This window comes from Faecalibacterium sp. BCRC 81149 (assembly GCF_022750605.1).
Lineage (GTDB): Bacteria > Bacillota > Clostridia > Oscillospirales > Ruminococcaceae > Faecalibacterium > Faecalibacterium duncaniae.
In genome coordinates this window covers 414333-435247 of sequence record NZ_QXJA01000001.1, presented here as the reverse complement: position 1 = coordinate 435247, position 20915 = coordinate 414333, and the positions used below count along the sequence as shown (strand labels likewise).

At 54.3% G+C, this 20915-nt stretch carries 24 protein-coding genes and 2 pseudogenes; 16 read left to right on the top strand and 10 right to left on the bottom strand.

Annotation, left to right across the window (positions count from 1 at the left end):
• Nucleotides 1-15 precede the first annotated feature (15 nt).
• The 5 genes from D3F01_RS02090 to D3F01_RS02070 form a co-directional block, all read right to left on the bottom strand.
• A complete protein-coding gene (locus tag D3F01_RS02090; protein WP_242885765.1) occupies nt 16-1617 on the bottom strand; it encodes a glycoside hydrolase family 36 protein in 1602 nt (533 codons plus the stop codon).
• Complete coding sequence (locus D3F01_RS02085) at nt 1610-2995, bottom strand: glycoside-pentoside-hexuronide (GPH):cation symporter (RefSeq protein ID WP_242885763.1); 1386 nt, start codon at nt 2993-2995, stop codon at nt 1610-1612. Before D3F01_RS02085 ends, D3F01_RS02090 begins: the two co-directional genes overlap by 8 nt.
• The gene (locus tag D3F01_RS02080; RefSeq protein ID WP_242885761.1) at nt 2986-5367 is read right to left on the bottom strand and encodes a glycoside hydrolase family 2 TIM barrel-domain containing protein; all 2382 of its coding nucleotides are present in this window, start codon (nt 5365-5367) and stop codon (nt 2986-2988) included. Before D3F01_RS02080 ends, D3F01_RS02085 begins: the two co-directional genes overlap by 10 nt.
• Nucleotides 5364-5927 (bottom strand): TetR/AcrR family transcriptional regulator, encoded by a 564-nt coding sequence (locus D3F01_RS02075; RefSeq protein WP_242885760.1) that lies wholly within the window; start codon nt 5925-5927, stop codon nt 5364-5366. The genes D3F01_RS02080 and D3F01_RS02075 overlap by 4 nt, the downstream gene beginning before the upstream one ends.
• 208 nt (nt 5928-6135) lie before the next feature.
• Entirely contained in the window at nt 6136-6789 is a 654-nt protein-coding gene (locus tag D3F01_RS02070) for an NAD(P)H-hydrate epimerase (protein ID WP_242885759.1), read from the bottom strand.
• Nucleotides 6790-6988: 199 nt separating this feature from the next.
• Here D3F01_RS02070 and D3F01_RS02065 point away from each other — a divergent pair, with 199 nt between their 5' ends.
• The 7 genes from D3F01_RS02065 (at nt 6989) to D3F01_RS02030 (ending at nt 10826) form a co-directional block, all read left to right on the top strand.
• Nucleotides 6989-7231 carry a hypothetical protein gene (locus D3F01_RS02065; RefSeq protein ID WP_242885758.1) on the top strand — a complete coding sequence of 81 codons (243 nt, stop codon included), beginning with the start codon at nt 6989-6991 and terminating at the stop codon, nt 7229-7231.
• Nucleotides 7232-7326: 95 nt separating this feature from the next.
• On the top strand, nt 7327-7536 hold the full coding sequence (locus tag D3F01_RS02060; RefSeq protein WP_097772305.1) for a hypothetical protein: 210 nt from the start codon (nt 7327-7329) through the stop codon (nt 7534-7536).
• A 278-nt stretch (nt 7537-7814) separates the two neighbouring features.
• A complete protein-coding gene (locus D3F01_RS02050) occupies nt 7815-8582 on the top strand; it encodes an EFR1 family ferrodoxin (protein ID WP_242885757.1) in 768 nt (255 codons plus the stop codon).
• Between the two features lie 17 nt (nt 8583-8599).
• Nucleotides 8600-9226 carry an alpha/beta hydrolase gene (locus D3F01_RS02045; protein ID WP_242885756.1) on the top strand — a complete coding sequence of 209 codons (627 nt, stop codon included), beginning with the start codon at nt 8600-8602 and terminating at the stop codon, nt 9224-9226.
• 32 nt (nt 9227-9258) lie between these two features.
• The gene (locus tag D3F01_RS02040) at nt 9259-9648 is read left to right on the top strand and encodes a C-GCAxxG-C-C family protein (RefSeq protein WP_005934047.1); all 390 of its coding nucleotides are present in this window, start codon (nt 9259-9261) and stop codon (nt 9646-9648) included.
• Nucleotides 9649-9834: 186 nt separating this feature from the next.
• A complete protein-coding gene (locus D3F01_RS02035) occupies nt 9835-10212 on the top strand; it encodes a TnpV protein (protein ID WP_242885755.1) in 378 nt (125 codons plus the stop codon).
• A 47-nt stretch (nt 10213-10259) separates the two neighbouring features.
• Nucleotides 10260-10826 carry a CPBP family intramembrane glutamic endopeptidase gene (locus D3F01_RS02030; RefSeq protein WP_118265302.1) on the top strand — a complete coding sequence of 189 codons (567 nt, stop codon included), beginning with the start codon at nt 10260-10262 and terminating at the stop codon, nt 10824-10826.
• 81 nt (nt 10827-10907) lie between these two features.
• Here D3F01_RS02030 and D3F01_RS02025 read toward each other — a convergent pair.
• Nucleotides 10908-11096: pseudogene (locus D3F01_RS02025) on the bottom strand (transcriptional regulator); the annotation flags it as partial.
• On the opposite strand from D3F01_RS02025, the gene D3F01_RS02020 reads away from it, so the two are divergent.
• Nucleotides 11025-11453, top strand: coding sequence for a YbaK/EbsC family protein (locus tag D3F01_RS02020; RefSeq protein ID WP_156182595.1), 429 nt, complete (start codon nt 11025-11027; stop codon nt 11451-11453). The pseudogene D3F01_RS02025 and the gene D3F01_RS02020 sit on opposite strands and share 72 nt — an antisense overlap.
• A gap of 74 nt (nt 11454-11527) precedes the next feature.
• On the opposite strand, the gene D3F01_RS02015 is transcribed toward D3F01_RS02020, so the two are convergent.
• Entirely contained in the window at nt 11528-12364 is an 837-nt protein-coding gene (locus D3F01_RS02015; protein ID WP_242885754.1) for a hypothetical protein, read from the bottom strand.
• A gap of 289 nt (nt 12365-12653) precedes the next feature.
• Between D3F01_RS02015 and D3F01_RS02010 the strand changes: the two genes are divergently transcribed.
• The 4 genes and pseudogenes from D3F01_RS02010 to D3F01_RS01995 all read left to right on the top strand — a co-directional run.
• Nucleotides 12654-13436 (top strand): ZIP family metal transporter, encoded by a 783-nt coding sequence (locus tag D3F01_RS02010; RefSeq protein WP_156068811.1) that lies wholly within the window; start codon nt 12654-12656, stop codon nt 13434-13436.
• A gap of 247 nt (nt 13437-13683) precedes the next feature.
• Nucleotides 13684-14295 carry a class I SAM-dependent methyltransferase gene (locus D3F01_RS02005; protein ID WP_242885752.1) on the top strand — a complete coding sequence of 204 codons (612 nt, stop codon included), beginning with the start codon at nt 13684-13686 and terminating at the stop codon, nt 14293-14295.
• A gap of 88 nt (nt 14296-14383) precedes the next feature.
• Nucleotides 14384-15226 (top strand): class I SAM-dependent methyltransferase, encoded by an 843-nt coding sequence (locus D3F01_RS02000; RefSeq protein ID WP_242885750.1) that lies wholly within the window; start codon nt 14384-14386, stop codon nt 15224-15226.
• 20 nt (nt 15227-15246) lie between these two features.
• Nucleotides 15247-15423, top strand: a pseudogene (locus tag D3F01_RS01995) (L-2-amino-thiazoline-4-carboxylic acid hydrolase); the annotation flags it as partial.
• A gap of 14 nt (nt 15424-15437) precedes the next feature.
• Here the strand turns inward: D3F01_RS01995 and D3F01_RS01990 are convergent.
• The 3 genes from D3F01_RS01990 to D3F01_RS01980 form a co-directional block, all read right to left on the bottom strand.
• On the bottom strand, nt 15438-16571 hold the full coding sequence (locus D3F01_RS01990; protein WP_242885745.1) for an SLC13 family permease: 1134 nt from the start codon (nt 16569-16571) through the stop codon (nt 15438-15440).
• Between the two features lie 65 nt (nt 16572-16636).
• On the bottom strand, nt 16637-17098 hold the full coding sequence (locus tag D3F01_RS01985; RefSeq protein WP_117533027.1) for an AEC family transporter: 462 nt from the start codon (nt 17096-17098) through the stop codon (nt 16637-16639).
• 267 nt (nt 17099-17365) lie between these two features.
• Complete coding sequence (locus D3F01_RS01980; protein ID WP_242885743.1) at nt 17366-18757, bottom strand: sodium-dependent transporter; 1392 nt, start codon at nt 18755-18757, stop codon at nt 17366-17368.
• Nucleotides 18758-18873: 116 nt separating this feature from the next.
• On the opposite strand from D3F01_RS01980, the gene D3F01_RS01975 reads away from it, so the two are divergent.
• The 4 genes from D3F01_RS01975 (at nt 18874) to D3F01_RS01960 (ending at nt 20880) form a co-directional block, all read left to right on the top strand.
• Nucleotides 18874-19770: a LysR family transcriptional regulator gene (locus D3F01_RS01975; RefSeq protein WP_117477517.1), complete on the top strand. Its 897-nt coding sequence runs from the start codon at nt 18874-18876 to the stop codon at nt 19768-19770.
• A 6-nt stretch (nt 19771-19776) separates the two neighbouring features.
• Complete coding sequence (locus D3F01_RS15900) at nt 19777-20088, top strand: sigma factor-like helix-turn-helix DNA-binding protein (RefSeq protein ID WP_186850816.1); 312 nt, start codon at nt 19777-19779, stop codon at nt 20086-20088.
• Between the two features lie 101 nt (nt 20089-20189).
• Nucleotides 20190-20660 carry a GNAT family N-acetyltransferase gene (locus D3F01_RS01965; RefSeq protein WP_242885741.1) on the top strand — a complete coding sequence of 157 codons (471 nt, stop codon included), beginning with the start codon at nt 20190-20192 and terminating at the stop codon, nt 20658-20660.
• Nucleotides 20661-20715: 55 nt separating this feature from the next.
• Nucleotides 20716-20880, top strand: coding sequence for a hypothetical protein (locus D3F01_RS01960; protein ID WP_186850594.1), 165 nt, complete (start codon nt 20716-20718; stop codon nt 20878-20880).
• The last annotated feature ends 35 nt before the right edge of the window (nt 20881-20915 follow it).

The following is a 20915-nucleotide window of genomic DNA, read 5'->3' as shown; positions in this document are numbered from 1 at the left end:
ATATTCGGCTGCTTTCTAAAAAAGGCTGCAAAGCAACTTTTGCGGTCTGCCGTACAGAAGATAGTGAATACAAACCGCCCCCTCTTCCGTTTTCACCTTCACCTGTTCTGCATGTTCAAATATATCGCGCAGACGGCGGTACTCTGCCCGCTGCGCCTCTGTATAGCGGGACGGCATATCCGAGGTAAGGAACACATTGCCCAACAGGGCATTGACCGTGGCAAGGGTGCGTTTTTGCTCTGCCGTCAGCTTGCAGTTTTCCTCCCGGAGGAAGAACACATCCGGGTCGCTGCCATAGGCACGGCCATTGAGCTGCCGCCGGAATACCGTGTTGTTGATGGCCTGCTTTGTGGACACCCGCTCCCGGTGGAACAGGCGCATATACCACACATCGTCCCAGTCCAGCCCTACGTCACAGCTGACACGGCAGTAATCCACCAGCCCGAAAGCCGGCATCACCGGTACGCCGCAGCCGAGAATCTGCTTTTGCCCGCACCATGTGCGCAAAAGCTCCATAGCCCGGTACATCCTGGCTGCCCGGCTCTCGCGGGCGTTGCCAAAGGGGGCAGCACCGTACAGAAAATCCAGCTTGACAAGGTCGAAGCCCCAGTCGTTCAGCACCCGGTCAAATACCCGGCGCAGATAATCCAGCACGGCCGGGTTGTCGATATCCAGCGCATAAAAGCTGCTCCAGTTGCAGCCGCAGCACCACGGTTTGCCGTTCACCTTCAGCAGCCAGTCCGGGTGCTGCCGGAAAAGGGCAGAGTCCTTTTCGCACACAAAGGGTGCAAGCCATAGCCCAGCCTGAAATCCGGCGGCGTGAATTTCCTCCACCATGCCTTTCAGCCCGTGGGGGAATTTCTGTGCATCTGTTTCCAGCCAGTCGCCCACCTTGGGCTCCCAGCCATCGTCGATCTGGAACAGGTCTCCCAGACAAAGCAGGCTGCGACATCCGGTCAGGTCCTCCCGGATGGTATCCTCGGTGATGTCCTGATAGCGGTTGTACCAACTGGAATAGCCTGCCAGCTTCTTTTCAGTCCGGGGCTTGATGCCCATAGCCTGAAACCAGCCGTCGAACACCTCGGTCTCGCCGCCCTCGGCAAAAAACAGGTCAAGGAGTGGGAAACTGCCGCCGGGATGCTCCACCCCGGCGCAGTCACGCTCCAGCGTCAGCAGGGCTTTGCCGCTGTCGTAGCGGAGGATGGTGTAGCCCGGCTTCTCGTCCAGCGATGCCACCAGCCGGAACTGTGTGCCCTTGCGGAAATAGCAGTAGGAAAAGCCGTGGCTCTGCCCCTTTTGATGCCCATAAGGCGCAAAATGATAATCGCCGTAGCGGTCAAAGGCATATTTTTTGCGCAGAAAGCCGAGGATGTGGTCGGTGCCGCGCAGCTTGCCGTTCCGGTCAAGCTCCGGGCTGTAGGTCCATGTCTGGTAGCCGTTCATGAACAGACGCTCGTCTGCTTCCATCGTCCACGGCATCTCGGCACGCACCGCCTTCAGCGTCCCGGCGGGCAGGTCTGCCGTCAGATGCAGCGCACCGCCATTCTCCGTGACCGTGCAGTTGCCTGTCTGTACGCCGCCGGAAGTTTCCGCGTACCAGTGCAGCGTTTCAGTCATGGTGCGTTTCCTCCCCGTGGAGCTGTGCGCTGATCTCGGCAGCGCGGGCATCGGTCAGAACAAACTTGCGGCGGAACAGCACCAGCGCACCAGCCAGCACCAGCATGGGCAGAACGGTCATCATCAGGCGCAGACCCAGCAGGGTTCCGGCACTTTGTACTGCCACCGGGCCGGTCTCCTCTGTGTTGCCCACAAGACCGATGAGGTCCAGCCCGATGCCGGTCAGGAATACCGCCACACCGGAGGCAGCCTTGACCACAAAGGTCTGCATGGAAAAGATGACGCTCTCCTCCCGGCGGCCGGTCTTGAGCTGGCCGTAATCCACGCTGTTGGAAAGGAACAGGGTGGTCAGCACGGTCAGCATTCCGTTGCAGGCGAACACCACCACGCCCGGAATGCACAGCAGGGCAAGGCTGTGGGACAGGCCGGTCAGGCAGAACACCAGCAGCATGCCGTAGCCGCACAGCGCCAGCACAAGGCTCAGGTAAAATACCTGCGTACTGCTGAACTTTTTGCGCAGCAAGGGGTAAAGCACCATCATGCCAAGGATCTGCGCCGCACCGCCCACGGTGGAAAACAGGGTGTAGGTGGCTTTCCAGCCTGCACCGCCAAGGTCGTACTTGAAGAAATAGATGATGAAGTTGGAGGTAAGGTACAGTGCCGAGTTGATCAGCACGATGCTGCCTACCACTACCATAGCCTGATCGTTGCGGAACAGGGCGGAGAACATCTCCTTTACGGTGGCGGTCTTCATCTCACTGGGGGTGGTTTCTTTCATGGAAATGCAGCACACCAGCTCTGTCACTGCAAAAATTGCCGCTACGATCAATGCCACCCAGCGGAAGCCAGCGCGCTCGCTGTCGCCGCCAAGGGCTCCCACCAGCAGCATGGTGAACATGGCAATGAGAGCCGAACCAACGCCTGCACAGGTACGCCCCACCATGGAAAGGTTCTCCCGGTCTTTTGGGGTGCGGGTCACGGCGGGGATCATGGACCAGTAGGGGATATCCATCATGGTATAGGTGACGCCCCACAGGATGTACATCACGCTGAAATAGACCATCAACGCCGCTTCGTCCAGCACCGGGGCGGCAAACAGGGCGTAGAGCACCAGCGCATTGAGCAGCGTGCCGGAAAAGATCCACGGACGGAAACGTCCCCAGCGGGTGCGGGTCTTTGCCACCAGAACCCCCATAAAGGGGTCGTTGAAGGCATCAAAGAACCGGGCAGCCATGAGCACGACGCCCACAAAGCTGGCCGAAAGCCCCAGCACATCCTGATAATAATACATGACGTAAGAAGCCGACAGAGCATATACCATATCCTTGCCCACGGCACCAATACCAAATGCGGTTTTCTGTTTCAGGGTCAGTTCCATACAGCGTCCTCCTTTTCAATGGTGAACCGCAGCACAACGGGCTGGGTCTGCGGTGCAGAAACGGTCAGCAGGGCTTCTCCGGCAGTGCCCACGGTGCGCAGATAGGTTCCGGTCATGCCGCCCTCGGCAACGGAGGTCTGTGGACCCACAAGGGCGGTGCTGCCCTCCACCGCAAACTGCACCGGGAACTGTGCGTAGGGGGCTAGGGTGCCGTTCTCGTCCAGAATGCGCACCCGGACAGCGGCCATATCGTAAGTATCTTTTTCCCGAAGAGCCGTCCGGCTGACCTTGACTTCCAAGTGCAGCTTTGCACTGGGGCAGAGGGTCACGCTGCGCACTACGTTGCCGTCCTGCACGGCATCGAACCGCCATCGGGTGGCTTCGCCGCCCCAGTTGCCCACATATTTGCCGTAAAGCGCCACGCCATCTTCAAAGCTCATTTTGTAGTGCAGCATACACCAGCCGAATTTGACCTTGTAGGCCAGCGGCAGTCCCGCCAAGCCGTATTTTCCGGCGGCCAGCAGGCAGTCCCGCACAGCGGCTGCCTTGGCGGGGGAAAAGTGCTCCTGCGTTTCCAGCAGCTCGCCAATGGAATCGTCCATCACAAAGGGAGGGTGGGGCAGCGCCGTCCACTCGCTTTGGCGCAGGGCGGTGACGAACACATCGTTTTTATAAAGCCTTACCTGTTGGGCATTGCTGAAAACATAGGCCGTGCCCAGCTGCCCGGCGGGGTTATCGCCGATGTCCATGGAGGAGCTGACCGCCAGCACCGGGTCAGCGTCACCCTGACTGGCATAGACCGCTGCCGCCAATTTGGGGTTGCGGAAGCTGTCCAGCACCCCGTGGTAGCAGATGCGGTCCCCGGAGCCAAAGTCCTTGTGGGTCTGGTAGTCGAACATGCACCAGCCAAAGCACCCGGCGTGCTCCTTGCTGGCATAGGCGGCGTTCTGCACCCGGACGTGCCGCAAGGCGTGCTCCTGCCGGTGCGGGCCATCGTCAAAGGGCTTGGTGGGGTACATGTGACCGTTGCACTCCGAGATGAGCAGCGCCTTGCCCATATCCGGGGTCACGTCCTTTTTGGGCTTTGCGCCGGGCGTTGTGCCGTTGTGGGAAAAATCGTTGTAGGCGTAGACATCCTCCAGCAGATGGCTTTTTTCCAGATACCGCACACCGGAGGTGGCACGGCTGGGGTCCAGCTGATGGGCAATTTGATTGGTGCGGGTGTAGAAGGCATCGTCGTCCACGCTCTCGTTGATGCGCACGCCCCACAGGATGATGCTGGGATGATTGCGGTTTTGCAAGATCATCTCCCGCAGCATTTCGCAGGCGGCGTCCTTCCAGTTGTCGTCCCCGATGTGCTGCCAGCCCGGCAGTTCGGTGAACACCAGCAGACCCCGCCGGTCGCACTCGTCCAGAAAATATGGACTTTGGGGGTAGTGGCTGGTGCGCACGGCGGTGCAGTGCAGTTCCTCCTGCAAAATGCGGGCATCCTCCCGCTGCAGGCTTTCCGGTGCGGCGTAGCCGATGTAAGGGTAGCTCTGGTGTCGGTTCAGACCCCGCAGGAAGGTCTTTTTTCCGTTGAGATAAAAGCCATCCGCCCGGAACTCTGCGGTGCGGAAGCCAAAGGTCACCTGCCTGCGGTCGATGGGTTGTCCGGCTGCGTTCAAAAGCTCTGCCACGGCATGATGCAAAACCGGGTGCTCGGTATCCCACGGCTGTGCATCCGGCACAGAAAGCTGGATCTTCCCGGTTTCTGCCGCCTGTGCGGTCCGCTCTGCCAGCAGGGTGCCGTCTGCGGTCTCCAGCCGAATGCGGACCGCCACGGCTGCGGGTGTGAGCTCTGCCGTCCACTGCACCACAGCCTCATGCAGGGTGGGCGTGTAGACGAACAAATCGGTCAGGCGGCTCTCTGCCGTGGCTTCCAGCCAGACCTCCCGGTACAGCCCGCCGTAGGTCAGGTAGTCGATGACAAAGCCAAAGGGTGGAATGGTCGGGTCTTCACGGGTATCCAACTGCACGGTCAGCAGGTTTTCACCCTCCCGGTCTACAAGGTCTGTGATCTCCACCGCAAAGCCCGTATAGCCGCCCCGGTGCTGCCCGGCAACCCTGCCGTTGACCCGCACCACCGCCTGATGGGCGGCTCCGTCAAAGAGGAGGAACAGCCGGGGCGCAGCCTGCACCGGCGGCACCCGGAACCGCTTCCGGTAGCCGCAGACCATCTCGTAATCAGCGGGGGTGGCATAGTGCAGCGGCACCTCCCGGCAGGTATGGGGCAAGCGGACGGCTTGTTGTTTTGGCACCGGCAGCCCCTTGCCAAAGGCTTCGGTCCAGTGGTGGGTAAACTCCCAATCATCGCAAAAACTGTGTTTCATCGCGGCAATACTCCTTCCAGTAAGATCGAGATCATTTCCTCCAGTACAGCCACATACTGCACCCCGCTTTCTGCCAGACTGCGGTCTGCCAGAAAGCTCTCAATGGATGCGGTGATCATCTGCCGCAGCACCGGCAGGGACACCGGGCGCATGACCCCCTCTGCCACAGCCTGTTCCAGCAGCGCCATGGTGTGTTCCCACCCGTTTTCCAATTGACTGCGCACCCGCGCCGCCACCACCGGGTATTTTTCGTCCAGCTCCTTCATCTGCCGCAGGTCCAGCGCAGCATATTCCGTCGGCATGGCAATGATGACTGCCCGCAGCTTTTCCTGCAAAGTACCGCTGCCCGCCAGAATTTCCTGCTTGCAGCGGTGGATGTCCGCAAAGGCGTGGTCTACCATGTCCAGCAGAAGGGCCTCCTTGGAGGGGTAAACGGTGTAGATGGTTTTTTTGCTGATATGCAGCGGCTCTGCCACCTGCTGCATGGTGAAATGCAGCCCCTGTTGACGGAATAACTGCATGGCCTGCGTGCGCACAAGGGCATCGAGCTTTTCCTGCATGAGCGTCCTCCTTGTGGAAACTGTGCTTGCTTTTCTGGTTTCCATTCTAGTGCGGAAACCGAGCTAAATCAAGCGGTTTCCGTATTTTCTGCGTTCTGCCAAGAAAGTGCAGACATTTTGCAGCAGAATGACAAAAAGAACCCCGGCGTGCCTTGAAAGCTGCCGGGGTCTTTTGCGTGCAGGTGCTTTTCCGTAGCGGCAAGCCTCGTCAAAACTCCGGGTGCCATTCGTCCCGGATGCCAATGTCGGCACAGACGATTTTTCCGCACAGCGGCGCAGAAGATTCTGCGATATGCAAAGGCTTATAGCTGTCGAAGGTTACGGTCAGATCCGCATGAGCAGTACCTTCGGCAACCTCGCCGGTATCCGTGTTGATGCCGCTGGGTAGGTCTACGGCAAGCACAAAGGCACCGCTCTTGTGCAGACGGTGCAACAGCCCGCAGGCAGCAAGACCGGAAGGCCGCAGTGCACCATGGAACCCGGTGCCGTAGAGGGCATCCACAACGGCAGCAAAGCTCTGGGTTTCCAGTACAGAACCGTCAGTGCAGATGTGCACTGGCAGGGAGTGCAGACGCTCAAAATTGAGGATGGAATCCGCGGTTTTCGGCTCGCCCTCGGCCAGAAGAACGGTCACACTCCAGCCGTCTTTTGCTGCGGCGCGGGCAATCACAAACCCATCGCCGCCGTTGTTGCCCTTTCCGCAGACCACCAGCAGCCTGCCGGGATGTGGGAACTGCTTTTGCAGTTCGGCGTAAGCAGCCAGCCCGGCATTTTCCATCATTTGCAGGTAGGGCAGACCGTGGGCATCCCCGGCCCGTTCAATTTCCTTCATCTGCGCAGCCGTCACAATGCGATGTTTCATGTTGGCACCTTCTTTCTATCTCTATTATAATGGATGAGAATGTTTGGAACAAGATGAAAGATACCGATGCATAGGATCTGTCCCCGGAGAGCCGGAACACGCCCTCCGGGGATATTTTTGCTTCGTTATCTTCTCCGCAAGGGAAAAGCGTGGTATACTGGACGCAACGAATCCAAAGTAATAAACCGGGAGTACCGTTATGAAGTGGGGAATTTTAGCCACCGGCACCATGACGCTGGAAGTGGAGGGCAAAGAGCCGGAGATCATCCGCTGCCCGGTGGACATCAACGGCTTTGAGTACGAGATCCGGGAGGCAAGCCGCTGCGTCAAGCTGGGGCGTACCGGCAGCAACCGCTACACCCCGCAGGACAGCCTTGCCCTGACCCGCCTGATGTACGACACCCGCATGAGCTGGGGCATGAAGTTTGCGGGTGAGGTGTAAGCACACACCTTGCCGCAAAGGGCTTTTTGCGTGCGGAGACTATGGCATACGGAGAGCGGCAACTCGGAATTGATATAAAAAAGGAGGACACATAGATGAAAACAGTGGTTCTTTATAATATTATTTCTTTTATCATCCTCGTTGCTTTGATTTTTGTCTTAAGGATTGTTAGTAAGAGTAATTTAAGACAAAATCAACAACTTGTTATTAAAGTCATTGCAACTATTTTAATTGTTTGTGTGATAGCGTTCGTGCTTTTTATTGATGCAATAGCATTTGGCATTATAGGACCAGTTCAAGATTAACAATTCCAGTTTGACAAGGAAGTGCTTTGCATGAAAAAGCGTATATCAAGGATTCTCGGTTTAATAATGCTGATTATAGCTATTGCATTTATAGTGTTTGCATTGAACCATCCAGAAATGAGCTTTCCTTGGAACAATACTATTACTTGGTTACTGTATGGTTTATATATTCTTGTGACAGTCATGCTACTTATTGCGCCTAAGGCGAAGAAGTGAAAAAATCCAGCTTGTCGGGCGGACAGGCAACTGAAAACCACACAAAAAACGAAGGAGCAGCCATGGTACTTTATTTTACGGGAACCGGCAACAGCCGGTATCTGGCGCGGCGCATTGCCGAGGGGCTGGGGATGCCGCTTTACGACCTGAACGCCTGCATCAAGGCAGGGGATACTGCCCCGGTGCAGACCGGGCGGAATGTGGTGCTGGTCACGCCTACCTACGCATGGCGCATCCCCCGGGTGGTGTCAGAGTGGCTGGGCAAGACCGCGCTGACCGGGGCGGAGCGCATCTGGTTTGTGATGGACTGCGGCAGCGAAATTGGCAATGCGGCAGGCTATAACCGGCAGCTTGCGGTGCAAAAGCAGCTGCAGTACATGGGCACAGCCCAGATCATCATGCCGGAAAACTACATTGCCATGTTCAATGCGCCCCGGAAGGAGCAGGCCCGGAGTATCGTGGAGCAGGCAGAGCCTGAACTTCAGAAGGTGCTGGCGCAGCTCAAGGCCGGGCAGGAGTTTTCTCCGCCGAGAGAGAACCTTTACGACCGTTTTATGAGCGGCCCGATAAACCCGGTGTTCTATCGCTTCTTTGTAAAAGCCGATGCCTTCCGGGCAACGGATGCCTGCATCGGCTGCGGTAAGTGCGTGGAGCTGTGCCCCCTGAACAACATCCGTCTGAAAAACAGCAAACCGGTCTGGGGCAAGAACTGCACCCACTGCATGGCGTGCATCTGCTACTGCCCCAAAGAGGCCATCGAGTACGGCAAAAAGAGCAGGGGAAAGCCACGGTATCACTTTGAAGCGCTGGAAAGGAAGCGGGACGTGTGAAGGAGAGCGGAAATTAGATGAAGTTTTTATACTTGCATGGGTTGGGACAAAAACCAGACAGTTGGGACAGAGTAATAAAAGAAACGAAGGTCTCGGACAGCAGCGTCTGCTTGAGTTTGGCAGAGATGCTGAAGGACAAAGCGGCCACTTATGGGGAACTGTATGCTGCATTCTCAGGAGAGTGTGATAAGGAACATGATGAAATCGTCTTGTGCGGGCTTTCCTTGGGTGCTGTTCTGGCACTTAATTATGCGATAGACCATCCGAATAAAGTAAAGGCACTGGTGCTAATTGCAGCACAATATAAAATGCCTGAAAAGCTATTGAAGTTCCAGAATATGCTGTTTCGCTTTATGCCGAATACAATGTTCAAGCAATTTGGCCTCAAAAAAGCCGATGTGATCAGTTTGTGCGGTACGATGACGGAATTGGATTTCAGGGATTCATTATGTAAGGTGTCCTGTCCGGCATTGATCGTTTGTGGAGAAAAGGACAACGCAAACAAAAAAGCCTCAAAGGAACTTGCCAGTTATTTGAGCGATTCCCACTTCCATGAACTTCTGAAAGCAGGTCATGAAGTAAACATAGAATCTCCGGAGGAATTGGCAACAGTGTTACAGGAATTTTATGATAATGTCGAATAAACTACGATTCATCAAAGAAAGAGGACTGTAAAATGAACATCGAAGAACGGGCGGCACAGGCTGCCGCATGGAAAGCTACTGGACAGTGCAACTGTGCACAGGCGGTGCTGAAGGCATTTGAGGACAAGCTGCCGGTGGATGCCGACACCCTGATGAAGCTGGGCGCAGGCTATGCCGCCGGCATGGGCTGCATGGAGAGCACCTGCGGCGCACTGATCGGCGCTGTGATGGTGGCGGGCATCGTCACCGACGGCAAGGGCACACCCCGCATTTCCAAGGAACTGCTGCAAAACTTTCAGGAAAAGTGCGGTGCTACCATCTGCAAGGATCTGAAGGGGATAGAGAACGGCGCACCGCTGTGCCCGTGCCCGGAGTGCGTCCGCAACGCTGTTCTGGCACTGGGCGAGGTGCTGGGAGAGTAAGATGAAGAAGATCTTGTTTGTTTGCCATGGCAGGATTTACCGGGCATGATGAAAAGTCTCATATCGTCTCATAAGCCCCGTTTTTAAGCGTTTTTTGTGCTTCAGTCTCAAATTTACCAAAGATTTACCAATATTTCTGGAGAGCCAGACTTGCAAAAAAATGAGCCAGAATGAGGAAATTAAAATATGAGCGAATTGAAACCAAGAATAACGGAAAATGGAATTGATTATATCCTTGTTGGAGATTACTACATCCCAGACCTGAAACTGCCGAAAGAACACCGCCCCATTGGAAAGTATGGACGGCTGCATCGGGAATATTTAAGGAAAATCCATCCAGCCCGATTGAACACATTGACCTTGACTGGGGAGTTATGGATATATCTTTCAGACCTGAACGAACAGGCACAGGAACGGTTAGACACCATCATGGAGCAGATGAAAATTGCCGAGGGCGTAACCGAGGAATTAAAGTGTACCCGTCAAATGGAATGGGTGCGGCGGTGCAATAATATCCACAATCGGGCAGAAGAAATTGTTTTACATGAGATAATTTATTCATAATAGTATGGTGTCAGGATTATGACAAATCAGAGGTTAAAAGGTGCGTTATGTTAAAAAGCATAGGGTTATATTTTAGAAAAATAGATTTTCTGAATTTTGCAGTTGGAGCTATAATGCCAATCATTGTATTGTTTATAGTTTATTCATCAGTCAAATCAAATATAATTCTTCAAGACACTGATTTTTTATCACTGTTGATGAATCATAAAGGGAAATTCATATTTTACTTTTTCGTGTCCTTTATTGAAGAAGTTATTTTTAGAGGAATTATTTTTGGGCTGTTGCTGCAAAAATGTAAAAATAAGTATTTGAGTTGCGTAATAGCTGCACTTATTTTTACACTACCACATATTTTTAATACCGATAATATTTCTGTTCTGGTAATGTTTATTTTTCCTTTTCTATATGGAATATTTGCCAATGAAATGTTTTACACTACAAAGAGTATTTGGATGCCCACAGGATTTCATTGGTTATGGAATTATACAATAACAAGTTTGTTTCTTGTTACAGGAACACAAAGTTTCATATATGTACATATCATAGTAGCAATGATTATAATGATACCGTTGTTTTACATTGTTATTGGGAAAACACGCCTAAGTGGCGATTGATAGCTTACAGTTTATCGCTTTATACAATATCAACTGAATAACCACAGCACGAACCGCTACTACATGGAAGCCAACAAACCATGCAACAGCGGTCTGGGGTGCACTCTCACCGTCCTTTTTATGGGCTTCTCGAATATCCCGGATAATGAGGCTGAGGTCATCCAGAACCATGTGGCTGAAATATTCATCATCACTGATATGGGCGGCTTGCAACACTTTCAAATGGGGGTCGTCTTCGCCGGGGCGATACCGTTCAATGATTTCATGCCTGCCAGCATCGCCAAAACGCTGTCGGTTCTGCAGGGCGAAAAGCCGGTGCTCATCGTCACCGAGGGCACGGCAAAGCTGGACAACCACAAGTACAAGAGCCTGTTCCACATCAAGGCCAAAATGATCCCCTACGATGAGGTGGAGGCCTATGTGGGTCATGCACCCGGCGGTGTGTGCCCCTTTGGGGTGAACGAGGGCGTGGCGGTCTATCTGGACGAGAGCCTGCGCAAGTTTGATACCGTCTACCCGGCAGCGGGCAACGGCCACACCGCCGTCAAATTGACCTTGCAGGAGCTGGAAGCAGCCGCCGGAGCCGAAGGCTGGGTGGATGTCTGCAAGGAGCCGGAAGGCGAATAAAAAGGGTCCATCCCGCAGTTGGATGGACCCTTTTGTGTTATATTTTACAATAAATTAGGCAGCCTTCCGCAAACTCACAGCGCCACGTTGACCGGCAGGACATACACGCCGTCGGCGGCGTAGAAGGTGATCTGAGTAATCGTCTTGCCGATGATGGATGCAAAGTAAGGATCATCGGCATTGAAGCCCAGCTTGGTACCATGCCAGATGTTGGTCACATGATGCAGGCCGTACTCACTGCCATCGGCGGTGGTCAGAACTACGCCGTAGACCTTGTTGGCCTTGTAGTCCAGATCAAAACCGGAGATCTTCATTTCGTAGGTGGTGTGGTGACCGTTGGTATTCAGCTCCACAGTGGTGCCCTCTACGGTGGTCTCGGTGGCGTTGACCTTGCCAAACTCCCACTTGCCGCTCAGCAGGTTATACCATGCGGTGATGTAGTAGGCAGGGGTCTCACTGAGCTTGTAGTAAGCGTAGCTCTCGTTCTCAAACAAGGCATCTGCGCCGGTGTAGGTGGTGGTGGATTCCTTGCCCTTCAGGGTAACGGTAATGTCGTAGCTGTCGGCATCGGTGACCTGCTTTGCGTTCTCCAGCGCCCACGGGGTCAGCACCTTGACCGGGAAGGAAACGCCGGTGATGTCGGTGCCATCTGCGTTGACGTGGTAGGAACCGGCGGCAAGCTTGCCCGCACGGGTCTTATTCTTGGTAGCGCTGGTCACAGCGTCGATCTCAGATGCGTTGTCCACACCGGCAGCCTTGTAGAAGTCGGCGTAGGGGATGTTCATCTGGACATAGCTGGAGGTCAGGCAGTTTTCCTGTTCCACCTCTTCCGCAGCGAAGGCCGGGACTGCCACAGCGCATACCAGCATAGCGGCCGCAAGTGCACCTGCAAATACTTTTTTCAATCTCATAGTAACACACCTCTATCTCAGTTTTGAAAAAACAGTTAGCTTCACCTAACAATTGGTGCAAAAAATGCAGAGGCAAAGCGCCTCAGATGGTTAGGCGAAACAAATTTACGAAATATAAATAGCACTCCCACCGGGCGTTGTCAAGTAGAAACCGGAAAGTTTGCAGAGGTGAATTTTTCGATGCAGGAAACGACCTGCATCCTCTATACCGCAAAGCCCTTGACCTTTTTGCCGGAGCGCAGTATACTGCTTGTACGGTTAGCTATATTTAACCGCAAGGAGGTACTACATGATACAAGACGCATTCTGGGGGATTTTGATCCCCTTTCTGGGCACAAGTCTTGGGGCGGGCTGTGTGTTCTTTTTGAAAAACTCTCTGCGTGACGGCATCCAGCGTGCCCTCACCGGATTTGCCGCCGGAGTGATGGTGGCGGCATCGGTATGGAGCTTGCTGATCCCGGCCATGGAGCAGGCCGTGGATCTGGGCAGGCTGGCATTTTTTCCGGCGGCGGTGGGTTTCTGGCTGGGGATCCTGTTTTTGCTGCTGCTGGACCATCTCATCCCGCATCTGCACCAGAACAGCTTGCAGGCCGAAGGGCCAAAAAGCCAGCTCCAGCGCACCACCATGATGGTTCTGGCGGTGACGCTGCACAACATCCCGGAGGGCATGGCAGTGGGCGTAGTCTATGCCGGATACCTTGCCGGAACTGCTCAGATCACCGCCGCCGGGGCGCTGGCACTTTCCCTTGGCATAGCCATCCAGAACTTCCCGGAGGGTGCCATCATCTCCATGCCCCTGCGGGCGGAAGGAATGAAAAAAGGCCGGGCGTTCTGGGGCGGCGTGTTGTCCGGCATCGTAGAGCCCATCGGGGCAGTGCTGACGATTCTGGCGGCAGGCATCGTGGTGCCCGCGTTGCCCTATCTGCTCAGCTTTGCTGCCGGAGCCATGCTGTATGTGGTGGTGGAGGAACTGATCCCGGAAATGTCGCAGGGGCAGCACTCCAACGTTGGCACGGTATTTTTCGCGGTGGGCTTCAGCGTGATGATGGTGCTGGACGTAGCACTGGGGTGATGGTTGGGAACCCTCGAAGGCGAAATCTTTTTCGGAATCTCCGAAAATGCCTGAACTTCTTGACAGAGGAGACGGCAGGGCGTATTATTTTGGCAGAAGGACCGCTGAAAAGCGGCTTTTTATAGAACAGAAAGTTAGCTTTACCTAACTTGCAGCACGAGGAATTGCTGGCCTGTCATCTGGTGCAGTGGGCGCATCTGGTAAAAAGTATTGCATTGTGAACGGTAAACAGAAAGAGGGTGGCGTTATGTCCTTTTTTGAAAACACACGAAAGCCCGTAGGCTTTGGCGGGAAGATCATGGTTGCTATGATGAATTTTGGACACAGCGCAATGGCAGAATGGGGGCTGCGCTTTTTACAGCCTGCCCCGGATGCCATGGTGCTGGACTGCGGCTGCGGCGGTGGAGCGAACATTAAAACGCTGTTGAAACTGTGCCCCAACGGCAAGGTGCAGGGCATCGACTACTCAGCCGTCAGCGTGGAAAAAGCGCGAAAAGTCAATGCCAGAGCCATTGCGGCAGGACGATGCAACGTGCAGCAGGCAAGTGTGGCAGAGCTGCCGTTTGAAGTGGAGCAGTTTGATGTGGTGACCGCCTTTGAAACGGTCTATTTCTGGCCGGAGCTTGCGCAGAATTTCCGAGAGGTTTATCGAGTGCTGAAGCCAGGCGGAATCTTTTTCATCTGTAACGAAGCGAACGGCGATACGGACAAGGACAAGAAGTGGACGGAGATCATCGGCGGCATGACCATCTATACGGATACTGCATTGAAAGAGTATCTGGAACAAGCAGGATTTTGTCAGATCCAAAGCCACAAAAATAAAAAGGGCTGGCTGTGCGTTACGGCGCAAAAGCGGTGAAGCAGTGCAACCGTAACATTTGGAATAGTGAAGAGCATGGCATGGTTTGTCTGCCGGAAAGCAGAATAAGGAGAACAGGAAGGAACCTATGAAATACAAAATCGAGAAAAACACCGTGCAGGAGACGCTGATCCTCCCGTTGTATTCCCGGAAGCTGTGTACCGAACTGTACCCAAACCTTTATCGGGACGAAACAGCGGTGCGCCTGATCGATGAAATCGACTACGACTTTTCAGAGGCAGAGAAGAATTCCCGCAGCCTGATGCAGCGCTTCGGTGCGCTGGAGGTCGCTATGCGGCAGAATGACCTTGCCTTTGAGGTGCAGGCATACCTGAAAACACACCCCTGTGCGGCAGTGGTCAATCTGGGCTGCGGGCTGGATAACACCGGCAGAGCCTGCGACAATGGCAGATGCAAGATCTACAATCTGGATTTCCCGGATGTGATCGCCTTGCGGCAGCAGCTGCTGCCCGCCGGGGAGCGGGAGCAAAACATCCCCTGCAACCTGAAAGACCCCGCATGGTTTGACAAGATCGATGCCTCCGGCGGGGCGGTGTTCTTTGCCTCCGGGGTGTTCTATTACTTCCTGACCCAGCAGGTCCGGGATCTGGTGCAGGGGATGGCGGAGGCTTTCCCCGGCGGAGTGCTGGTCTTTGATGCCGCCAACCGCACGGCGGTGAAGATGATCGCCAAAACGTGGCTCAGGACGGCAAAAATCAAGGATGTGGGAGCATATTTCGCGGTTTCGGATGCGAAAAGCGAGCTTTCCCCATGGGACAGCCGTTTGCAAGTGTCCAGCCGGGGCTATATGCTGGGGTACAACGATTTGAAAGATCCTTCTGTCAGCGGCTTTTTTCGGTTTCTTGCAAGGGTCGGGGACAACGGGATGAAAATGCAGATCGTGAAGATCGGATTTGGAGACAGACAATGAAATACGCAGGGATGCCCTTTGGGATGTGTGTGCTGATGAAGGTACTGGGTCTGTACGACCTGACCCCCGCCCTGTGCCGTCTGGACTACACCATGAGCGAAGCAGGCGGTGTGACGAACTTTGTGCGGCAGTACACCCTTGCCTCCGGCGGACCCTACTGCGACTGCGGGTACAAAAAGGGTATAGAAAATCCATAAGTCATCTGCCACGCTCAGCGGAGCAAAAACCACACACCCAGCAGGATCGCAAGGAAAATCAGGTTGGACAGGGTGAACAGCCCAAAATACTGCTTCTTTCCCTGTGGCAGCTCCCGTGTAATCTGCCGGTAGGAGATAAGACTGGCCATGGATGCGATCAAAGTGCCAAGACCTCCCAGATTGGTGCCGATGATGAGGGCTTGTGTCTCTGCCGTGAACCCGGACAGCAGCAGGGCGGCGGGAACATTACTGGTGACCTGCGAAGCAAGAACTGCCACCAGCACTTCCCGGCCGGTCAGAAACTCCTGCAGCCAGCCGGAAAAGGCCGGAATGCGCCCCAGATTGCCAATGAAGATGAAAAAAGCCACAAAGGTCAAAAGCAGGGAATAGTCCACTGCCCGTAAGGTGTGCGGGTCTGCAAAAAGAACGCAGACGAGTACAGCGGCAAAGGCAATGCCATAGGGCAGCACCCGGATCACGGACAGCAGGCAAACGGCAAACAACACCAGATACAGCAGGATGATCTTCTGATCCCCCTGAGACGCAGAGGAAGAAACAAGCTCGTCCACGGAGAGGGCGGCAGAGGCTTTCCGGCAGACCATTGCTGCCCAAGCCAGCAGCAGGAACAGAGAGACTAGGGTGTAGGGCAGCATAAGAAGCACAAATCCCCCGATGCTCATGCCGCTTTTTCCGTAAAGATAGAGGTTCTGCGGGTTGCCGATGGGGGTCAGCATACTGCCAAGGTTTGCCGCAATGGTCTGCATACAGACCACCGGGACCAGAAGGGAGCGGCGGACATCCGCTCCCAAACGGCTCAGTACCACGAACGTAAAGGGAACGAAGGTCAGCAGGGAAACATCGTTGGTGATGAACATGCTTCCGAAAAAGCACAGCCCGACCAGTACCAGTGTCAGCTGAAAGGTGCTGTGGGTGCGGGACAGCAATGCCCGGCCCAGTCCATCAAAAAAGCCCTGCCGCCGCAGCCCGGCCATGACCGTCATCAGGGAAAACAGGATCGCCAGCGTGCGCAGGTCGATGTAGCCGAGATACTGCACATCCGGTGGAACAAAGAAGGCGGAGACAACGGCCAGCACAGCGGCTGCGGTGAGGACCGTTTCCTGCTGAATGAATTGTTTGAGTAGTTTCATAGAGACACATCCTTGTAGTTGTAAAGGCTGCCCTGCTACGGTGCCGGACGGCCTTTTTCCGTATTTCAGAGCAACAGCTCAAACAACCCGATCATCAGCGGCATGGTCAGGATGGAAAGCAGCGTGCTCAGGACATAGATCGCACTGGAATGAGAAGCATCCCGGTCATAGAGCTGTGCCATGGAGGTGACTGTTGCACAGGCGGCGGCATTGCTGTAAATGATATTGACCTGCTCCACGGCGTCCAGCTTGAGAGCTTTGCGGAACAGCGCATTCAGAAGCAGAAATACAACGTGCATTCCAACGGCGATGCCCATGGAATAAAGCAGCCCGGTGCGGATCTCCGGTGTATCCTTGATCTGAAAGGCGTTCAGAACGACACAGGGCATGACCAGATAGACAAAGACCACAGACAGCACCTTACTGTCCGATGCCTTCAACAGACCGGTTTTCACAACGGCATATCCCATCAGCAGAATCAGAAACAGCTGCGCGATCTGCTGCATCAATAAAAGGCTGATTTGCATTTGAATCTCCTCTTTTGCAATTCGTTTTTGCAGCACCATCCTACTCCATTGGCGGGGCATCGTCAAGAGAAAACAGAAAAAATGCGATCTGAATAAGAAAAAACGGATGGCTCCGCAGAACCATCCGCTAAAACTGGTATCATCAGTCTTTCCGATACTTATACGCACCCTCAATGGCGTGGATCAGATGATAACGGAACCGAGCGTGTCGGGGTAAATCACTTTTTGCTCGTCCGGTTTCCCAAAAGCCAGTGGGGGATTTTCGGCTTAAGCAAGGATCCCGGTGGACTGCAAAAACAGCACCAGCATCATCACCGGAGCAACGTATCGGATCATCACCCGGTAGAGTTTCTTGCGGCGGAAGGTCTCGCCGTTGCGCTGCATCTCGTCAATGACGTAATCCGGTGTCATGACCCAGCCAATCAGGATGGTAGACAGCAGGGCAATGAAAGGCATCATGACGCTGTTGCTGATGTAGTCCATGATATCCAACAGCTGACCCACCGATCCGTTGGGGAGCTGTACTTCAAAATAGAAGATGCTGTAACCCAGCGCAATGATGGCGGAAGCGGCCAGATAGATGACCGCCAGCACAAGCACCGTCTTTTTGCGGCCCGAGTGGAAGATCTCCATGCAGTTGGCGGTGATGGATTCCAGCACCGAGATGCAGGAGGTCAGGGTGGCAAAAATGGCAGTGACAAAGAACAGGATGCCAACGAACACGCCCGCCTTGCCCATGGCGTTGAATACCTTGGGCAGCGAGACGAACATCAGGCTGGGGCCTGCGCTCATGCCCTCGGTGCCAGAGAAAACATACACGGCGGGGATGATCATGGCACCGGCCAGCAGGGCTACGCCGGTATCGAAGATCTCAATCTGATTCACCGCTTTGTTCAGGTCTACTTCCGGTTTGACGTAGGAACCGTAGGTGATCATAATGCCCATGGACACGCTGAGGGAGAAGAACAGCTGGCTCATGGCATCCAGCAAAATCTGCAAAAAGCGGCTGACGGTCAGCCCTTCCATGTGCGGGGTCAGGTAGTAGCGCAGACCTTCCAGACCGGTGCGCATCTGGCCGGAAGCGTCCTCGTGGCGCAGGGTGAGGGCGTAACCCGCAATCACCACCACCAGAACCAGCAGAATGGGCATCATGTAGCGGGACACCCGCTCAATGCCTCCCTCCACGCCGTTGTACACGATGAAAGCAGTCACGCCCATGAACAGCAGAGCGAACACCACAGGGGAGACCGGCGAGGTGATGAAGCTGGTAAAATAACCGTCCTCAGCAGCGGCAGCAGACTGTCCGGTCAGGTAGACTGCCGCATATTTTGTGATCCACCCGCCGATGACGGCATAGTAGGTCATAATCAGAACTGGTACCAGAAAGGTCAGGATGCCGAGGAATTTCCACTTGGGGCGCATTGTCTCGTAGGCGCGGATGGCACTCTGCTTGGTGCGGCGGCCAATGGCGATATCCGAGGTGAGCAACGTGAAACCGAAGGTCAGCACCAGCACCAGATACACCAGCAAAAACAAACCGCCGCCATCTTTTGCGGCAAGGTACGGGAACCGCCACAGGTTGCCGACACCCACCGCACTTCCGGCGGCAGCAAGGACAAATCCGATTTGTCCGGAGAAACTGCTTGCTTTCTTTTCCATGATTCTGAAACTCCTATCCATATTTCCTATTGTAATATAGGATAACATGGAGTATCATATCAGTAAACCGAATAAAATTACTACGACCTATAAATTTTGCTTATGGAGCGCTTGAGATGCGGGAACAGAAAGACCGATACGAGATATTCTTGAAAGTGTGCGAAACGGGCAGTTTTTCCAAAGCAGCGGAGGCACTGAACTATACCCAATCCGGCATCAGCCAGATGATGGCGGGGTTGGAAGAAGAACTGGGCGTGAAGCTGTTCGCCCGCATCAACCGGGGCGTGACCCTGACCGACAACGGGACACGTCTTTTGCCCTACGTCCGGGAACTGGCCAACCAGAAGAACCGGCTGCGGCAGGCTGCGTTCAATATCAACCACAAGGTGGAGGGCAAGCTGCGGGTGGGCAGCTTTTCCAGCATCACAACGCTCTGGATGCCGGAAGTGGTGCACTATTTCAAGGAGAACTACCCGAAGGTGAGTATAGAGATCCTGGACGGCAACTATGATGAGATCCGGGAATGGATCATCCATGGGCAGGTGGATTGCGGTTTTCTCTCATCCATTGTGGCAGACGACCTGAAATTCTACCCGCTCTGGGACGACCCGTTGTGTGCCGTGTTCCCGGAGGGGCATCCACTGGCTGCACGACCCAGCGTAACGCTGTCGCAGCTGTTTCAGTATCCGCTCATCATTGAAACGCCCGGCTGTGATAATGACATCCAGCACCTGATGCTCAAATGCCCGGTGAAGCCGAATATTTCTTACAGCTTCCGGGACGATACCCTCATCATGGCGTTCGTGCGCAGCGGGCTGGGCGTGACCATCTCGCAGGAGCTGGTGATGCAGGCATTTGGCTGCCCCGGTGTGGTGTCCCGTCCGCTGGAGCCTGCCTGTTGCCGGACGCTGGGGCTGGCGTTTTCCAAAACTGCCAGCTCGGTGGTGAGCCGGACGCTGCTGGAATATCTGAAATCCACCCGGCAGCGAAAGGATACACCGCAGATAAAATAAGAGCAAATAACGGAGAACGGTATAAAAGCCGCCCTCCGTTTTGCTGAATGGAGACGTGCAGTTGGAGCAGGATGGTGGTTCCTTGTTTTTCTGGTAACAGCACAGGATTTATGCTATCATAGCAGTCATATTGAAAGACATCCCGCCCGGGAGCGCAAGCTGATCCTGCTGCGGTACGGGCTGGCGGGTCAGCCGCCCCTGACCCAGCTGGAAACGGCACAGCCGCTCCAGATCAGCAGAAGTTATGTCTCAAGGCTCGAGACCCACGCATTGGAACATCTGCGCAAAGGCTGGCTTCAAGAATCACCGGGAGAATAAAGGGGGCCGCCTGCGGGCGGCGTACATAAGCTCTTTTACAATGGGATTGGGTGTGGTATACTGAATTCGTAAAATTGAAAACCGGGAAGGTGCAAAATGAAATGAAAATCCGTAAGGCAGAGGAAAGAGATATTCCCAGACTTCTTGCGCTGCTGGGGCAGGTATTGCAGATCCATGCAGAGATTCGACCGGATGTTTTTATTCCTGGTACTACCAAATACACTGTCTGCGAACTGGCTGAACTTATGAAGCAGGAAGATAAACCCATTTATGTTGCCGTGAACGAAGATGATGTGTGTATGGGCTATGCCTTCTGTCAGATGCAGGAGCAGCCATTTTCCACAAATATGGTGCCCTTTAAGTCACTGTTCATCGACGATTTGTGCGTTGACCAGCAGGCACGGGGACAGCACATCGGAGAAAGCCTGTTTGAATATGTGAAGCAGCAGGCAAAAGAGCAGGGCTGCTATGAGGTGACGCTGAACATCTGGGCAGGAAACACCCCGGCAGAACACTTCTACGAAAAAATGGGTATGAGGACAAAGGAACGGCAGATGGAATATATCCTGTGAACCGGGTTGGTTCCATTTAATCAATAAAAGCGATTTCTACAAAGGAGTAATTTCTATGGGCTACGGATGGGCAACGGTTTTTACTATGGGAGCATGGCTTGTCGGCGGCTTCCTTGAGGGTCTTTTGGGTGCGGATACGCTGGGTCTGCGCACTTTGTTCGCTATTATTGCAATGGGCTGCTGCATTATGAAATTCATAAAGGATAATGGCACGCGATGATCAACTTTACTACATTGCCTGCGGGCGGCGTATGG

Bases quoted from the DNA above. Each gene is read 5' to 3' on its own strand.
- D3F01_RS02090 (WP_242885765.1), bottom strand. From the start codon at position 1,617: ATGACTGAAACGCTGCACTGGTACGCGGAAACTTCCGGCGGCGTACAG.
- D3F01_RS02085 (WP_242885763.1), bottom strand. From the start codon at position 2,995: ATGGAACTGACCCTGAAACAGAAAACCGCATTTGGTATTGGTGCCGTG.
- D3F01_RS02080 (WP_242885761.1), bottom strand. From the start codon at position 5,367: ATGAAACACAGTTTTTGCGATGATTGGGAGTTTACCCACCACTGGACC.
- D3F01_RS02075 (WP_242885760.1), bottom strand. From the start codon at position 5,927: ATGCAGGAAAAGCTCGATGCCCTTGTGCGCACGCAGGCCATGCAGTTA.
- D3F01_RS02070 (WP_242885759.1), bottom strand. From the start codon at position 6,789: ATGAAACATCGCATTGTGACGGCTGCGCAGATGAAGGAAATTGAACGG.
- D3F01_RS02065 (WP_242885758.1), top strand. From the start codon at position 6,989: ATGAAGTGGGGAATTTTAGCCACCGGCACCATGACGCTGGAAGTGGAG.
- D3F01_RS02060 (WP_097772305.1), top strand. From the start codon at position 7,327: ATGAAAACAGTGGTTCTTTATAATATTATTTCTTTTATCATCCTCGTT.
- D3F01_RS02050 (WP_242885757.1), top strand. From the start codon at position 7,815: ATGGTACTTTATTTTACGGGAACCGGCAACAGCCGGTATCTGGCGCGG.
- D3F01_RS02045 (WP_242885756.1), top strand. From the start codon at position 8,600: ATGAAGTTTTTATACTTGCATGGGTTGGGACAAAAACCAGACAGTTGG.
- D3F01_RS02040 (WP_005934047.1), top strand. From the start codon at position 9,259: ATGAACATCGAAGAACGGGCGGCACAGGCTGCCGCATGGAAAGCTACT.
- D3F01_RS02035 (WP_242885755.1), top strand. From the start codon at position 9,835: ATGAGCGAATTGAAACCAAGAATAACGGAAAATGGAATTGATTATATC.
- D3F01_RS02030 (WP_118265302.1), top strand. From the start codon at position 10,260: ATGTTAAAAAGCATAGGGTTATATTTTAGAAAAATAGATTTTCTGAAT.
- D3F01_RS02020 (WP_156182595.1), top strand. From the start codon at position 11,025: ATGGGCGGCTTGCAACACTTTCAAATGGGGGTCGTCTTCGCCGGGGCG.
- D3F01_RS02015 (WP_242885754.1), bottom strand. From the start codon at position 12,364: ATGAGATTGAAAAAAGTATTTGCAGGTGCACTTGCGGCCGCTATGCTG.
- D3F01_RS02010 (WP_156068811.1), top strand. From the start codon at position 12,654: ATGATACAAGACGCATTCTGGGGGATTTTGATCCCCTTTCTGGGCACA.
- D3F01_RS02005 (WP_242885752.1), top strand. From the start codon at position 13,684: ATGTCCTTTTTTGAAAACACACGAAAGCCCGTAGGCTTTGGCGGGAAG.
- D3F01_RS02000 (WP_242885750.1), top strand. From the start codon at position 14,384: ATGAAATACAAAATCGAGAAAAACACCGTGCAGGAGACGCTGATCCTC.
- D3F01_RS01990 (WP_242885745.1), bottom strand. From the start codon at position 16,571: ATGAAACTACTCAAACAATTCATTCAGCAGGAAACGGTCCTCACCGCA.
- D3F01_RS01985 (WP_117533027.1), bottom strand. From the start codon at position 17,098: ATGCAAATCAGCCTTTTATTGATGCAGCAGATCGCGCAGCTGTTTCTG.
- D3F01_RS01980 (WP_242885743.1), bottom strand. From the start codon at position 18,757: ATGGAAAAGAAAGCAAGCAGTTTCTCCGGACAAATCGGATTTGTCCTT.
- D3F01_RS01975 (WP_117477517.1), top strand. From the start codon at position 18,874: ATGCGGGAACAGAAAGACCGATACGAGATATTCTTGAAAGTGTGCGAA.
- D3F01_RS01965 (WP_242885741.1), top strand. From the start codon at position 20,190: ATGAAAATCCGTAAGGCAGAGGAAAGAGATATTCCCAGACTTCTTGCG.
- D3F01_RS01960 (WP_186850594.1), top strand. From the start codon at position 20,716: ATGGGCTACGGATGGGCAACGGTTTTTACTATGGGAGCATGGCTTGTC.